Here is a 13,860-nt window from a genome sequence, read left to right as displayed (position 1 = left end):
ATGATTCCCGGAGAGATCCTCTTCGCCGACGGGCCGGTTGCCTACAACGAGGGCCGCGAGGTCACCCGGCTCACCGTCCTCAACGCCGCCGACCGGCCCGTCCAGGTCGGCTCCCACTACCACTTCGCCGAGACCAACCCCGGCCTGGAGTTCGACCGCGCCGCGGCGCGCGGCAGGCGGCTGAACATCGCCGCCGGCACCGCCGTGCGCTTCGAGCCCGGAATCCCCGTCGACGTGGAACTCGTCCCGCTCACCGGCGCCCGCGTGGTGCCCGGCCTGCGCGGGGAGACCGGAGGTGCCCTCGATGCCTGAGATCTCCCGTGCCGCCTACGCCGACCTGTTCGGCCCCACCACCGGCGACCGCATCCGGCTCGCCGACACCGATCTGCTGATCGAGATCGAGGAGGATCGTTCCGGCGGTCCCGGACGCGCCGGTGACGAGGCCGTGTTCGGCGGCGGCAAGGTCATCCGCGAGTCGATGGGCCAGTCGCGTGCCACCCGCGCGGAGGGCACCCCGGACACCGTCATCACCGGCGCGGTCGTCGTCGACCACTGGGGTGTCGTCAAGGCCGACATCGGCATCCGCGACGGCCGAATCACCGGCATCGGCAAGGCGGGCAACCCCGACACCATGGACGGAGTCCACCCGGACCTGGTGATCGGCCCCGAGACCGAGGTCATCGCGGGCAACGGCCGCATCCTGACCGCCGGCGCCATCGACGCGCACGTCCACTTCATCTGCCCGCAGATCGCCGACGAGGCGCTGTCCGCGGGCATCACCACCCTGGTCGGCGGTGGCACCGGCCCCGCCGAAGGCTCCAAGGCGACCACCGTCACCCCCGGTCCCTGGCACCTCGCCCGGATGCTGGAGGCGATGGAGCAGTACCCGCTCAACATCGGCTTCCTCGGCAAGGGCAACACCGTCTCCCACGAGGCGATGCTGTCGCAGATCCGCGGTGGCGCCCTCGGCCTCAAGCTGCACGAGGACTGGGGCTCGACCCCGGCCGTCATCGACGCCTCGCTGACCGTCGCCGAGCGGACCGGCATCCAGGTCGCCATCCACACCGACACCCTCAACGAGGCCGGATTCGTGGGCGACACGCTCGCCGCGATCGCCGGCCGGGGCATCCACGCGTACCACACCGAGGGCGCGGGCGGCGGACACGCGCCGGACATCATGACCGTGGTCTCCCAGCCGCACGTGCTGCCGAGTTCGACCAACCCGACCCGGCCCTTCACGGTCAACACCGCCGAGGAACACCTCGACATGCTGATGGTGTGCCACCACCTCAACGCGGCGGTCCCGGAGGACCTGGCCTTCGCCGAGTCCCGCATCCGCCCCACCACCATCGGCGCCGAGGACATCCTGCACGACATGGGCGCCATCTCGATCATCTCCTCCGACTCCCAGGCCATGGGCCGGGTCGGCGAGGTCGTCATGCGCACCTGGCAGACCGCGCACGTCATGAAGCGGCGGCGCGGCGCGCTGCCCGGTGACGGCCGGGCGGACAACCATCGGGTACGGCGCTACGTCGCCAAGTACACGATCAACCCCGCCGTCGCCCAGGGCCTCGCCCGCGAGATCGGCTCGGTGGAGACGGGCAAGCTCGCCGACCTGGTGCTGTGGGAGCCCGCGTTCTTCGGGGTCAAGCCGCATCTCGTGCTCAAGGGCGGTCAGATCGCCTACGCGCAGATGGGCGACGCCAACGCGTCCATCCCGACCCCGCAGCCGATCCTTCCCCGGCCGATGTACGGGGCGATCGGGCGGGCCCCCGCCTCGAACTCCTTCAACTTCGTGGCCCCCCTCGCCATAGAGGACGGGCTGCCGGAGCGGCTCCAGCTCGGCAAGCGCTTCGTGGCGATCGAGTCGACGCGCGGGGTCACCAAGGCCGACATGCGGGAGAACGACGCACGGCCCGACGTCCGGGTCGACCCCGACAGCTTCGCCGTACACATCGACGGGGAGCTGGTGGAGGCCACTCCGGCGGCCGAACTGCCCATGGCCCAGCGTTACTTCCTGTTCTGATGTCCAGGGCTGCACTTCTGGTCCTGGCCGACGGCCGCTTTCCCGCCGGGGGCCACGCGCACTCCGGCGGGGCGGAGGCGGCGGTCAAGGCGGGACGGATCACCAACGCGGAGAGCCTGGAGTCCTTCTGCCGCGGGCGACTGCACACGGCGGGCCTGGTGTCCTCGGCCCTCGCCGCGGCGGCCGTACTCGGCGTGGACCCACGGCGGTTGGACGAGGCGGCGGACGCCCGCACGCCGGCCCCCGCCCTGCGGGTCGCCGCCCGGAAACTGGGCCGCCAGTTGACGCGGGCGGCCCGGGCGACCTGGCCCTCGCCCGAACTCGACACCTTGGCAAGGGAGTTCCCCAAGGGAGCACACCAGCCGGTGGTGCTCGGCCTGACGGCACGCGCGGCGGGCCTGGAACCCGTGGACGCGGCCTACTGCGCGGCGTACGAGAGCGTGAGCGGCCCGGCGAGCGCGACGGTCCGCCTGCTGAGCCTGGACCCCTTCGACGCCACGGGAGTACTGGCCAGGCTGGCACCGGAGCTGGACCGCGTGGCGGACCTGGCGGTGGAGGCGGCAAGGAGGGCCGCGGCCGGGGGAGTCGACGAGTTGCCCGCGGCATCCGCACCCCTGCTGGAAATCGGAGCAGAAGCACACGCGGCATGGCCCGTACGCCTGTTCGCATCGTAACGGGCCCTCGGTCAGCCCATCTCAGGGGCGCGGGGAACTGCGCGACCAGCCTCCACGAACCCGCACCCGACAACGAACCCCAGGAGCCGCACATGCACTTGGACCACCACCACGACGGCCCCGCAGCAGTGAGCGCCGACGCCCACCGCAAGAACGGCTCCCGCCGAGCCCTCCGCATCGGCCTCGGCGGCCCCGTGGGCTCCGGCAAGACCGCCACCGTGGCCGCGCTCTGCCGCGCCCTGCGCGACGAACTCTCCCTCGCCGTCGTCACCAACGACATCTACACCCGCGAGGACGCCGAGTTCCTGCTCAGGGAAGCCGTGCTGCCCCCCGAGCGCATCACCGCCGTGGAGACGGGCGCCTGCCCCCACACGGCGATCCGCGACGACATCTCCGCCAACCTCGAAGCCGTCGAGGACCTGGAGGACCAGGCCGGCCCCCTGGACCTCGTCCTCGTGGAGAGCGGCGGCGACAACCTCACCGCCACCTTCTCCAAGGGTTTGGTCGACGCCCAGATCTTCGTCATCGACGTGGCCGGAGGGGACGACATCCCGCGGAAGGGCGGCCCCGGCGTCACCACCGCCGACCTGCTCATCGTCAACAAGACCGACCTGGCCCCGTACGTCGGCTCCGACCTCGCCCGGATGGCCGCCGACGCCAAGGCCCAGCGCGCCGAACTCCCGGTCGTCCTTCAGTCGTTGCGGAGCGAGACCGGCGTCAAGGACGTCGTCGACTGGGTGCGGTCGCAGCTCGCCGCGTGGACGGCGTGACCACGGCCGTGACCGGCGTGCGGGCGACCGCGCGGCTGGTCGCCCGGGACGACGGGCGCGGTGGCACGGCCCTGCCCGTCCTGGAGAGCGACGGACCGCTGGCCCTGCGGCGCACCCGGGGAAGCGGCGCCGAGGCCCGGGTCATGCTGGTCGGCGCGATGAGCGGGCCCCTCGGCGGCGACCACTTCACCGTCGAGGCCGAGGTCCGGCAGGGCGCCCGGCTGCGCATGGGCTCGGCCGCCGCCACCATCGCCCTGCCGGGGCAGACCAAGGGCGGGGCCCGCTACGACGTACGGCTCACCGTCGCCGACGGGGGAGAACTGCGCTGGCTGCCCGAGCAGTTGATCTCCGCGGGCGGCAGCGACCTGTCCGTCGGCACACGGATCGACCTCGCGGCGACGGGCCGGCTCGTGCTGCGCGAGGAACAGGTCCTCGGGCGGGTGGGGGAGGAGCCGGGACGGCTCACCAGCCGGCTGGTGCTGCGGATCGCGGGCCGGACCGTGCTCGACCAGGAACTGGCCTGCGGGCCCGGCGCGCCCGGCGGCTGGGACGGCCCGGCCGTGCTCGCGGGGCACCGGACGGTCGGTCAGCTCCTCGTCGCACGGCCTGAGTTCGCCGAGCAGCCGGTACCGGCGCGGGTGCTCGGTGAGGGCGCCGCCGTCGTTCCCCTGGCCGGACCCGCCGTGCTCGTCACCGCCGTGGCCCCGGACGCCCTGCTGCTGCGCCGGGTCCTGGACACGGCTCTGGCGCAACTCGCACCGTAGTCCGCCGAGCGAACAGGTTCTTCCGTTTATCGGATTGGCAAAGAAGCCCGCCAAACCCTGTGCACAGCGACTTCACAACCAGGAGGATCCCCGAAGGAATCGAAACGACGTACGGGGAGGGGTCCCTCTTGAGGGAGACGAGACCGAAGTGGCGCACGACGGCACTCGGTTCGGCCGGCGTGCTCATCACGGCCACACTGATATCCGGTGCCGTCGCGGCACCCGCGTCCGGCGCCAACACGTCCGACCTGACGGGCCGGCACGTACAGGACCGCGAGGCCGTGGGCGCCGCGATCGCCGCGGCCCGAGCCGCGAAGGCCGGCATCGACTGGGCGGACTGCCCCGCCGACTGGGGGATCGCGAAGCCGGTCCAGTGCGGTTGGGTCAGCGTGCCGCTGGACTACGCGAAGCCGAACGGCAAGCAGATCAAGCTCGCTGTCGACCGCATCGGCAACACCGGCACCGCGGCGGAGCGCCAGGGCGCCCTCGTCTACAACCCGGGCGGCCCCGGCGGCTCGGGCATGCGCTTCCCGCTGCGCGTCGTCAACAAGAACCCGATCTGGGCGAACGCGGCCAAGGCGTACGACTTCGTGGGCTTCGACCCGCGCGGTGTCGGCCACTCCGCGCCCATCTCCTGCATGGACCCGCAGGAGTTCGTGAAGGCGCCCAAGATGGACCCGGTGCCGGACAGCGAGGCCGACAAGCTCGCCCAGCGCAAGCTGGCCCGTGAGTACGCCGAGGGCTGCGCCGAGCGCACCGGCAAGGCCATGCTCCAGCAGATGACCACGCCGAACACCGTGCGCGACCTGGACGTCATCCGCGCCGCGCTCGGCGAGAAGAAGCTCAACTACCTGGGCGTCTCCTACGGCACCTACATCGGCGCCGTGTACGGCACCATGTACCCGAACCACGTGCGCCGCATGGTCGTCGACAGCGTGGTCAACCCCTCGCGGGAGAAGATCTGGTACGAGGCCAACCTCGACCAGGACATCGCCTTCGAGGGCCGCTGGAAGGACTGGGAGGACTGGGTCGCCGCCAACGACGCCACCTTCCACCTCGGCACCACCCGGGCCGCGGTCGAGGCGAAGTGGCTCGAACTGCGGGCCACCGCCAAGAAGAACCCCCTCGGCGGGGTCGTAGGACCGGCCGAGCTGATCGGCTTCTTCCAGAGCGCCCCGTACTACGACTCCTCGTGGGTGCCGGTCGCCACGGCGTTCAGCAAGTACGTCGCCGGTGACACCCAGGCGCTGGTCGACGCGGCCGCCCCGGACCTCACCGACACCGCGGGCAACATCTCCTCGGAGAACGGCAACGCCGTCTACACGGCCGTCGAGTGCACCGACGCCAAGTGGCCCACCAGCTGGAAGAAGTGGGACCGGGACAACACCGCGCTGCACCAGAAGTACCCGTTCATGACCTGGGCCAACGCCTGGCTGAACCTGCCCTGCGCCACCTGGCCGGTCAAGCAGCAGACCCCGGTGAACGTCAGGACCGGCAAGGGTCTGCCCGGAGTGCTGATCGTGCAGTCCGAGCGGGACGCGGCCACCCCGTACGAGGGCGGCGTCGAACTGCACCAGCGCTTCAAGGGCTCCCGCCTGATCACCGAGAAGGACGCGGGCTCCCACGGCGTGACCGGTCTGGTCAACCCCTGCATCAACACGCGGGTGGACGCCTACCTGCTCACCGGCAAGCTGGACGCGACCGACGTGACCTGCACCCCGCACGCCACGCCGAAGCCGTAAGCGGTACCCCGTACGACGAAGGAGGGGCGGCCCGGACCACGGGCCGCCCCTTCCTCATGCGCCGAGCGAGTGGAGGTACGCGTCCTCCGCCGCGTAGTCGAAGAGGTCGCCGTAGGTCTGGAACATCCTCGGATAGGCCTCCCGCCAGTCCCGTCCGGCCAGCTGCTCCTCGATCCAGGCGACGGTCTCAGACAGCCGGTCCGCGTACCGCACCACCGCCCGGTAGCCCAACTCCCGTTCCGCGGCGGACATGTCGCAGACGACCGGCACGGGCACCGACCACGGCGTGTCGCCCACGGCCGGCGACGGCGGCGGCCCGTCCAGCAGGACCGTCTCGGTCCGCACGCCCATGACGGCGTCGATCGCGGCGGCGATCTCCGCCACCGTGGGGGCGTCCGGATCCACGGCGTTCAGGGCCCGTGAACCCGGCCGCGCGGCGGCGAGCCGGATCAGCTCCGCGAGGTTGTGGACGCTCGCGGGGTGGAAGCGGCTGCGCCCGCCGAACGGGAGGACGCGCCGAGCCCTGCCGTCCAGGTTGCGCTTGACGAAGTAGAGCTCGCGCGGGGTCCGGCAGTGCGGGCCGTGGACCGCGCCGGCCCGCAGCAGCGTGGTGGGCAACCGCTCCCCGGCGGCCAGGAGTTCACGCTCCAGCCCCGCCTTGCGGGTGCTGTACGAGGTGTCGCCTGGGGTGACGGTCCGCTGGTCCTCGGTCAGGGGCACCGGGTACTCCGGGAAGCCGTCCGGCTCACCCTGGGTGTCGAAGTTACGGCCCTTGTCGTCCTCGTACACCGACACGCTGGAGATCACCACGGCCGAGCCCACCCGGTCGGCCAGCGACAGCAACTGCCGTGCGTGCGCGGGACCGTAGGCCACCACGTCCACCAGGACCTCGCAGCCGTCGCCCACCGCGGCGGCCAGAGCGGCGTCGTCCGCCCGGTCGGCGCGCGCGGTGCGCACCCGCGCGGGCCAGCTCTCGTCCCGGCCGCCGCCCCGTGAGACGGCCGTCACCTCCCAGTCGTCCCCGGCGAGCGCCGCCACGGCCGCCCGTCCGATCTGTCCCGTCGCCCCGATCACCACAGCACGTCGTGTCATGCGGCGACCGTACGGCGCTCACCCCCGGCGCCTCCAGGGAGTTCTGCCGACGGCAGACCTCAACTCAACGGAAGGCGCGGGAACTTGCGCTCCTTCGCCTCCTTCGCCGCGGCGGCCTCCTCCGCCTTCACCACGGCCGCGTACTGGTCGACGTACTCCTGCTCGGACAGCGTCAGGATGGCGTACATGATCTCGTCGGTGATGGCCCGCAGGATCGCCTTCTCGTTCTCCATCCCGGCGTAGCGGGAGAAGTCCAGCGGCTTGCCGAAGCGGATCACCACGGGGTGGATGTTGGGGATCACCTTGCCGGGCGGCTGGGCCTCGAAGGTGCCGATCATCGCGCAGGGGATGACCGGGACCTGCGCCTTGAGCGCCATCACCGCGACGCCCACCTTGCCCTTGTAGAGGCGGCCGTCGTGGGAGCGGGTGCCCTCCGGGTAGATGCCGAGCAGTTCGTCCTTGCGCAGCACGCCGAGGCCCTCGCGGATGGCGGCCTTGCCCGCTTCCTTGCCGGACCGGTCGACCGGGATCTGCCCGGCGCTGCGGAAGAAGAAGGCGGTCAGCCGGCCCTTGATGCCGGGGCCGGTGAAGTACTCGGCCTTCGCCAGGAAGGTGATGCGCCGCTTGAGCACCGCGGGCATCAGGAAATGGTCGGAGAACGACAGGTGATTGCCGGCGACGATGGCCGCACCCGACTCCGGGATGTGCTCCAGACCTTCTATTCGAGGCCGGAAGACCAGTCTCAGCAACGGCCCCAACAGCACGTATTTGAGCAGGTAGTAGAACAAGAGGGGGCGCTCCTCGGTCGGGCGGACGGCTCAACTCCGCGTTCTGGCTGGTCAACCGGCGTGAGGTGGGGCTGCCAGTGTAGGCGCAGGTGGCGGGCCCCGGAACAGGCCGAAGGCAGCTCTCACCGACCTTGGCCTGTTCACAGCCGTAGGATCACCAGGGCCGTGTCGTCCGTGGCGCCGCCGGGCGGCAGGAGCTCCAGCAGGACCGCGTCGGCGAGGGTCTCGGGGTCGTCCTCGCGGTGCCGGACGAGGGAGTCGGCGAGCCGGGTGAGCCCGGTGTCGATGTCCTCACGGCGCCGCTCCACCAGGCCGTCGGTGTACAGCGCGAGGGTGGCGCCGCCGGTGAAGGCGGTCTGCGCCTGCGGCCGGGGCATCGGGTCGGGGCGGGCGTCGAGCGGCGGGTCGGTCGCCTTGTCCAGGCACTCCACCCGGCCGTCGGCGTGCACCAGCATCGGCGGCGGGTGCCCCGCGCTGCTGTAGGTGATGGTGCGGTGGTCGAAGTCGATGAAGGTGGTGACCGCGGTGGCGGACTCGGCGCCGTCGACGACATGGGCGTACCGGCCCAGCACGTCCAGGGCCTGCGCCGGCCCCTCGGCCACCCGGGAGGCGGCGCTCAGGGCGCTGCGCAGCTGGCCCATCACCCCGGCGGCCGGGAGTCCGTGGCCCACCACGTCACCGACCGAGACACCGACGCGGTGGCCGCCCACCAGGTCGACCAGGTCGTACCAGTCGCCGCACACGTTCAGCGCGCCGACCGCCGGCCGGTAGCGCACGGCGACCTGGTGGTGCAGCGACTGCCGGGCGGTGGGCAGCATGGCGTCCTGCAGGGCGAGGGCGACCTCACTGTCCCGGGCGTGGGCCTGCCGCAGCCGCTCGTTGAGCGCCTGGAGTTCACGGGCGCGGGTGTACAGCTCGGCCTCCAGGACGCGGGCCCGGTCGCCGCCCTGGCCGCCGCGGGCCCGGATCAGCTCGGTGACCTCCTCGACCCGGTGCACGAGCAGCTCGACCTTGCCGTCCGCGCCGAGCACCGGGGCGTTGCACGGGCTCCAGTAGCGCTCCTCCCACACTCCCGGCCGGCCCGGCACCTCGACGTCGTAGCGCTGGAGCGCCATGGAGTCGCGCTCCCCGGTCTCCAGCACCCGGTGCAGGGAGGCGGCCAGATTGAGCATGCCGGTGGACGCGGTGTCGTTGGGGTTGTCCGGGAACACGTCGAAGAGGTAGCGGCCCACCACCTCCTCGCGCCGGCGCCCGGCCATGCGCAGGAACTCCTCGTTGACGTCCGCGTACACCAGGTCGGGTGTGAGCAGTGCGACCATGCCGGGCAGGGCCTGGAACACGGCTGGGTAGTCGATGGAGTCGGGGTCGTCGATGGGTGTGTCGCTCATGGCTGCTGCCTCCCCGCCGGGATCGCACTATTTTCCCACGGTATGCGGGGTCCGGCGTTCAGTCCGGTGGATCCGCGAGGGGCTGCTCGGCCCAGATGACCTTTCCCTCGGGGACGAAACGGGTGCCCCAGCGCCGGGCGAACTGGGAGACCAGCAGCAGCCCCCGGCCGCCCTCGTCCGTGGTGCGCGGGTGGCGCAGATGGGGCGCGGTGTCCCCGCTGTCGAACACCTCGCAGATCAGGGACCGCTCCCGGATCAGCCGGAGCCGGATCGGGCCGACGGCGTGCCGGATGGCGTTGGTGACCAGTTCGCTGACGATCAGCTCCGTGGTGAAGGCGAACTCCTCCAGGCCCCACTCCGCCAGCTGCCGGGACGCCGTCTTGCGGGCCTCGGCGACCCGGGCCGGATCGACGGGCACGTCCCAGTCCGCGACCTGGTCGGGCCCCAGCAGCCGGGTGCGGGCCATGAGCAGGGCCACGTCGTCGTGCGGCCGGTCCGGGGCCAGGGCCTCGACCACGGTCCGGCAGCGCAGCTCGAGCGAGGGCGCGGACCTCTCCAGGGCCTGGCGCAGCCGGTGCCGGCCCGCGTCCACGGCCCACTCCTCGCCGCGGGCCAGCAGCCCGTCGGTGTGCAGTGCCAGGGTGCTGCCCTCGGCCAGGGCCAGCTCGACCGATTCGAAGGGCGGGCCGCCCACGCCGAGCGACGGCCCCTGCGGGAGGTCCACGAAGGCGACCGTGCCGTCGGGCAGGATCACGGCGGGCGCGGGATGCCCGGCGGCGGCCATCGTGCACTGCCCGTCGACCGGGTCGTAGACGACGTACACGCATCCGGAGCCCCGGGTGCTGTCGGTGTCCTCCGTCTCCGGCCCCGCGCCCTCCTCGCGCGCCGACCGGGCCACCAGGTCGTCCAGGTGCCCCAGGACCTCCTCGGGCGGCAGATCCAGCGCCGCCAGCGTCCGTACGGCGGTCCGCAGCCGGCCCATCGCGGCGGCGGCGCCGATGCCGTGCCCGGGCACCTCGCCGACCACGAGGGCGACCCGCGCGCCGGAGAGCGGGATCAGGTCGTACCAGTCCCCGCCGAGGCCGGTCAGCTCGTCGGCGGGCCGGTAGCAGGCGCTCACCTCCACGGCGTCCTGCTCGGGCAGCCGGTGGGGGAGCAGACTGCGCTGCAGGACGAGCGCCGCCTCGCGTTCACGGGTGTAGCGCCAGGCGTTGTCCACGCAGACGGCGGCCCTGGAGACGAGGTCCTCGGCGAGGTTCAGGTCGTCCTCGTCGAAGGGTTCCTGGCGGCGCCGGCGGAAGAAGACGGCGACGCCCAGGGTGACGCCCCTCGCGCGGATCGGCACCACCAGCGCGCTGTGCAGCCCCAGCTCCAGGAAGGTGGCCCGGCGGCCGCCGGGTATGCCGGTCGCCCACTCCGCGCCCAGCGGGTCCAGTCGCTCCTCCCGCCAGGACGTGCCCTCCGCCAGGCTGCGCAGCGGGGGCGAGCCGGGCCGGTAGGCGGCCACCTCGCCGACCTCGACGACGGCCTCGGGGACGCCTTCGTGGACCGACTGGTGCCCGGCCCGCAGCAGCGTCACCCGCTCGGTGGGCTCCGCTCCCCGCAGCACCGGCTCCAGCAGGTCCACGGTGATGTAGTCGGCCAGCGCCGGCACCGCCACGTCGGCCAGTTCCTGCGCGGTGCGCCGGATGTCCAGGCTGCGGCCGATGTACTCGCCGGCCCGGTCGAGCAGGGCGAGGCGCTGCCGGGCCCGGTGCCGCTCGGTGATGTCGACGACGGTGTAGTACACGCCCATCGGATGGCCCCGGTCGTCGTCGATCCGGGTGAACGACATGGTGTGCGCGGTCTCGCGGTGCGGGGCGGAGCGGACCCGGCCGACGTGCTCGTAGCCCACGACCGGCTCGCCGGTCTCCAGCACGTGCCGCATCTGCGCCTCGATCGCCTCGGCGTCCAGACCCGGCTGGATCTCCGCGAACCGCAGCCCCAGCCGCCGCTGGGCCGGGGCGCTGCCGAACTGCTCGAGGGCCGGGTTGGACCACACACAGCGCAGGTCCGTGTCCACGACCGCGATGCCGATGGGGGAGCGGGTGACCATCTGCTCCAGCACCCGGCGGCTCATGTCCCAGCCGGGGGCCTCGGCCAGCTCGGACAGCAGGACCAGCCAGCGGGCGGAGCCGTCCAGGTCGTCGGCGGCGGTGATGCGCACCATGACCCGGACGGGCCGGCCACCCCTGCGCAGGGCGGTCAGCAGCCCTGCCCAGCCGCCGTCGCTGCGGCACCGCTCGGCGAGCTCCGGCAGCCGCCGGGCCTCCTCCGCGGTCAGCAGCGCGGACGCCGCCATCCCCACGGCCTCCGCGGCGCCGTATCCCAGCAGGCGCTCGGCGTCCCGGGTCCAGCCCCTGACGACTCCCTGGGCATCGAGCAGCAGAGGCGCGGCATCGGCCACGTCGAACCGGTGCCGCGCGGTGTCGTGCTCCTCCTGAGCGCCCACGGCCGACCTCTCTGTCGCTGAGAGTGGTCTACCACCTCTTCGTCACATCTTCACCCGGTGTGGGGGAGTGCGCGGCCGGGGAGCGGCGGCCGGGCTACTGCCCGAGCACCCTTTCCAGCACTCCCAGGGCCGACCGCAGCTCGTCCGCCGTGATCGTCAGCGGGGGCGCAAGCCGGATCGTGGAACCGTGGGTGTCCTTGACCAGGATCCCCTCGGCCATCAGCCGCTTGCTCACCTCCCTGCCCGTGCCGATCGCCGGGTCGACGTCCACACCCGCCCACAGGCCCCTGGCGCGGAAGCCGACGACCCCCTTGCCCACGAGGTCCGCCAGGCCGTCCCGCAGGACCGTGCCCAGCTCGGTCGCCCGGCGCTGGAACTCGCCCGTCTCCAGGAGCTCGACCACCGCCGTGCCCACCGCCGCCGCCAGCGGGTTGCCGCCGAAGGTGGAGCCGTGTTCGCCCGGCCGCAGTACGCCGAGGACGTCCCGGCGGGCGACCACCGCGGACACCGGGACGATGCCGCCGCCCAGGGCCTTGCCCAGCAGCAGGACGTCCGGGACGACCGCCTCGTGCTCGACGGCCAGGGTGCGGCCCGTGCGGCCGAGGCCCGACTGGATCTCGTCCGCGACGAACAGACAGCCCTTGCGGCGGGTCACCTCGCGGACGCCGGTCAGATAGCCGTCGTCCGGGACGACCACGCCCGCCTCGCCCTGGATGGGCTCCAGGAGCACGGCGGCCGTCGTCTCGTCGATCGCCGCCTCCAACGCGGCCAGGTCGTTGTACGGCACGATCCGGAAGCCCGGCGTGAAGGGACCGAAACCCGCCCTCGCCGTCTCGTCCGTGGAGAACGACACGATCGTCGTCGTACGGCCGTGGAAGTTGTCCGCCGCCACCACGATCGTGGCCCGGTCGGCCGGGACGCCCTTGATCTCGTACGCCCACTTGCGGGCCACCTTGATGCCGCTCTCCACCGCCTCCGCGCCGGTGTTCATCGGCAGCACCATGTCCAGGCCGGTCAGTGCCGCCAGACGCTCGGCGAACTCGGCGAGCCGGTCGTTGTGGAAGGCGCGGGAGGTCAGCGTCAGGCGGTCCAGCTGCCGGTGCGCCGCCTCGATCAGCGCCGGGTGGCGGTGGCCGAAGTTCAGCGCGGAGTACCCGGCCAGCATGTCCAGGTAGCGGCGGCCCTCGACGTCCTCCACCCAGGTGCCCTCGGCCCGGGCCACGACCACGGGCAGCGGATGGTAGTTGTGCGCGAGGACCGGCTCCTCGGCGCGGATGAGATCGGCGGAGGAACGCGTGCCTACGGGTGCGGTCATGAGCGGATCTCCTGAGTGCAGCACTTGATGCCGCCGCCGGCCTTGTGGAGCTCGGAGAGGTCGACGGGGACGGGGACGTAGCCGTGGTCGTCGAGGCGCAGGGCGAGGGCCTCGGCCTGCGGGGCGATGAAGACGTGCCGGCCGTCGGACACGGAGTTCAGACCGAACGCCATCGCGTCGTCGCGGGTCGCGAGCACCGCGTCCGGGTACAGCCGTGCGAGTACCTCGCGGCTGCCCGGCGAAAAGGCCTCCGGGAAATAGGCGATGTTGTCGTCGTCCAGGACGAACAGCGCGGTGTCCAGGTGGTAGAAGTGCGGGTCGACCAGCGTCAGGCTGATCACCGGGTGGCCGAAGAACTCCTGCACCTCGCGGTGCGCCTCCCGGGTCGTGCGGAACCCGGTGCCGGCCAGCACGTAGCGACCGGTCCAGACGAGGTCGCCCTCGCCCTCGCAGACCGCCTGCGGGCGCTGGACGTCGTAGCCCGCCTTCTTGAACCACAGGTCGTAGTGCGTGGACTCGGGACGCCGCTCGGGCGCGTGGAAGAGGGATCCGAAGACGCGGCCGCCGACGACGACCGCCGAGTTCGCGGCGAAGACCATGTCCGGGAGACCGGGCACCGGCTCCACGGCGTCGACGCTGTGACCGTGGGCCTCGTAGGTGCGGATCAGGGTCCGCCACTGCTCCTGCGCGAGGTCCACGTCGACATGGGTGTCGGGATGCATCCAGGGATTGATCGCGTACTGCACGGCGAAGTGTCTGGGTTCGCAGACGAGGAAGCGCCGTCGGCGCGGCACACGGGAGTCGGACACA

Annotated in this window: 12 protein-coding genes; 6 read left to right on the top strand and 6 right to left on the bottom strand. The window is 72.4% G+C overall.

The window, feature by feature from the left end; all coding sequences use genetic code 11:
* The 6 genes from M2163_RS11500 to M2163_RS11475 all read left to right on the top strand — a co-directional run bounded on the left by M2163_RS11500 (nt 1) and on the right by M2163_RS11475 (nt 5,976).
* Nucleotides 1–312 (top strand): urease subunit beta, encoded by a 312-nt coding sequence (locus M2163_RS11500; protein ID WP_280852875.1) that lies wholly within the window; start codon nt 1–3, stop codon nt 310–312.
* Complete coding sequence (locus tag M2163_RS11495; protein ID WP_280852876.1) at nt 305–2,026, top strand: urease subunit alpha; 1,722 nt, start codon at nt 305–307, stop codon at nt 2,024–2,026. The genes M2163_RS11500 and M2163_RS11495 overlap by 8 nt, the downstream gene beginning before the upstream one ends.
* A complete protein-coding gene (locus M2163_RS11490) occupies nt 2,026–2,700 on the top strand; it encodes an urease accessory UreF family protein (protein ID WP_280893909.1) in 675 nt (224 codons plus the stop codon). Before M2163_RS11495 ends, M2163_RS11490 begins: the two co-directional genes overlap by 1 nt.
* Before the next feature lie 92 nt (nt 2,701–2,792).
* Nucleotides 2,793–3,470, top strand: a complete 678-nt coding sequence (gene ureG, locus M2163_RS11485) for an urease accessory protein UreG (protein ID WP_280893908.1) — start codon at nt 2,793–2,795, stop codon at nt 3,468–3,470.
* Nucleotides 3,458–4,234 carry an urease accessory protein UreD gene (locus M2163_RS11480; protein WP_280852879.1) on the top strand — a complete coding sequence of 259 codons (777 nt, stop codon included), beginning with the start codon at nt 3,458–3,460 and terminating at the stop codon, nt 4,232–4,234. The genes ureG and M2163_RS11480 overlap by 13 nt, the downstream gene beginning before the upstream one ends.
* A 128-nt stretch (nt 4,235–4,362) precedes the next feature.
* Nucleotides 4,363–5,976: an alpha/beta hydrolase gene (locus M2163_RS11475; protein ID WP_280893907.1), complete on the top strand. Its 1,614-nt coding sequence runs from the start codon at nt 4,363–4,365 to the stop codon at nt 5,974–5,976.
* A 54-nt stretch (nt 5,977–6,030) separates the two neighbouring features.
* Here the strand turns inward: M2163_RS11475 and M2163_RS11470 are convergent, their stop codons facing one another.
* From M2163_RS11470 to ddaH, 6 genes are all read right to left on the bottom strand, one after another.
* On the bottom strand, nt 6,031–7,053 hold the full coding sequence (locus M2163_RS11470) for an NAD(P)-dependent oxidoreductase (protein WP_280897247.1): 1,023 nt from the start codon (nt 7,051–7,053) through the stop codon (nt 6,031–6,033).
* Between the two features lie 74 nt (nt 7,054–7,127).
* On the bottom strand, nt 7,128–7,856 hold the full coding sequence (locus M2163_RS11465; protein ID WP_280852881.1) for a lysophospholipid acyltransferase family protein: 729 nt from the start codon (nt 7,854–7,856) through the stop codon (nt 7,128–7,130).
* 140 nt (nt 7,857–7,996) lie between these two features.
* Nucleotides 7,997–9,244: a SpoIIE family protein phosphatase gene (locus M2163_RS11460; RefSeq protein ID WP_280893906.1), complete on the bottom strand. Its 1,248-nt coding sequence runs from the start codon at nt 9,242–9,244 to the stop codon at nt 7,997–7,999.
* A 58-nt stretch (nt 9,245–9,302) separates the two neighbouring features.
* Nucleotides 9,303–11,735 carry a SpoIIE family protein phosphatase gene (locus tag M2163_RS11455; protein ID WP_280852883.1) on the bottom strand — a complete coding sequence of 811 codons (2,433 nt, stop codon included), beginning with the start codon at nt 11,733–11,735 and terminating at the stop codon, nt 9,303–9,305.
* Between the two features lie 94 nt (nt 11,736–11,829).
* The gene (gene rocD / locus M2163_RS11450) at nt 11,830–13,050 is read right to left on the bottom strand and encodes an ornithine--oxo-acid transaminase (protein WP_280852884.1); all 1,221 of its coding nucleotides are present in this window, start codon (nt 13,048–13,050) and stop codon (nt 11,830–11,832) included.
* Complete coding sequence (gene ddaH, locus M2163_RS11445) at nt 13,047–13,859, bottom strand: dimethylargininase (RefSeq protein WP_280852885.1); 813 nt, start codon at nt 13,857–13,859, stop codon at nt 13,047–13,049. The genes rocD and ddaH overlap by 4 nt, the downstream gene beginning before the upstream one ends.
* Between the last annotated feature and the right edge of the window lies 1 nt (nt 13,860).

Source organism: Streptomyces sp. SAI-135 (assembly GCF_029893805.1).
Lineage (GTDB): Bacteria > Actinomycetota > Actinomycetes > Streptomycetales > Streptomycetaceae > Streptomyces.
Note: the sequence above shows the minus strand (reverse complement) of the source record. Positions and strands in the feature narration are given on the sequence as shown.

Excerpts from the sequence above, each read along its gene's own strand:
- M2163_RS11500 (WP_280852875.1), top strand. The coding sequence starts at position 1 with ATGATTCCCGGAGAGATCCTCTTCGCCGACGGGCCGGTTGCCTACAAC.
- M2163_RS11495 (WP_280852876.1), top strand. The coding sequence starts at position 305 with ATGCCTGAGATCTCCCGTGCCGCCTACGCCGACCTGTTCGGCCCCACC.
- M2163_RS11490 (WP_280893909.1), top strand. The coding sequence starts at position 2,026 with ATGTCCAGGGCTGCACTTCTGGTCCTGGCCGACGGCCGCTTTCCCGCC.
- ureG (WP_280893908.1), top strand. The coding sequence starts at position 2,793 with ATGCACTTGGACCACCACCACGACGGCCCCGCAGCAGTGAGCGCCGAC.
- M2163_RS11460 (WP_280893906.1), bottom strand. The coding sequence starts at position 9,244 with ATGAGCGACACACCCATCGACGACCCCGACTCCATCGACTACCCAGCC.
- rocD (WP_280852884.1), bottom strand. The coding sequence starts at position 13,050 with ATGACCGCACCCGTAGGCACGCGTTCCTCCGCCGATCTCATCCGCGCC.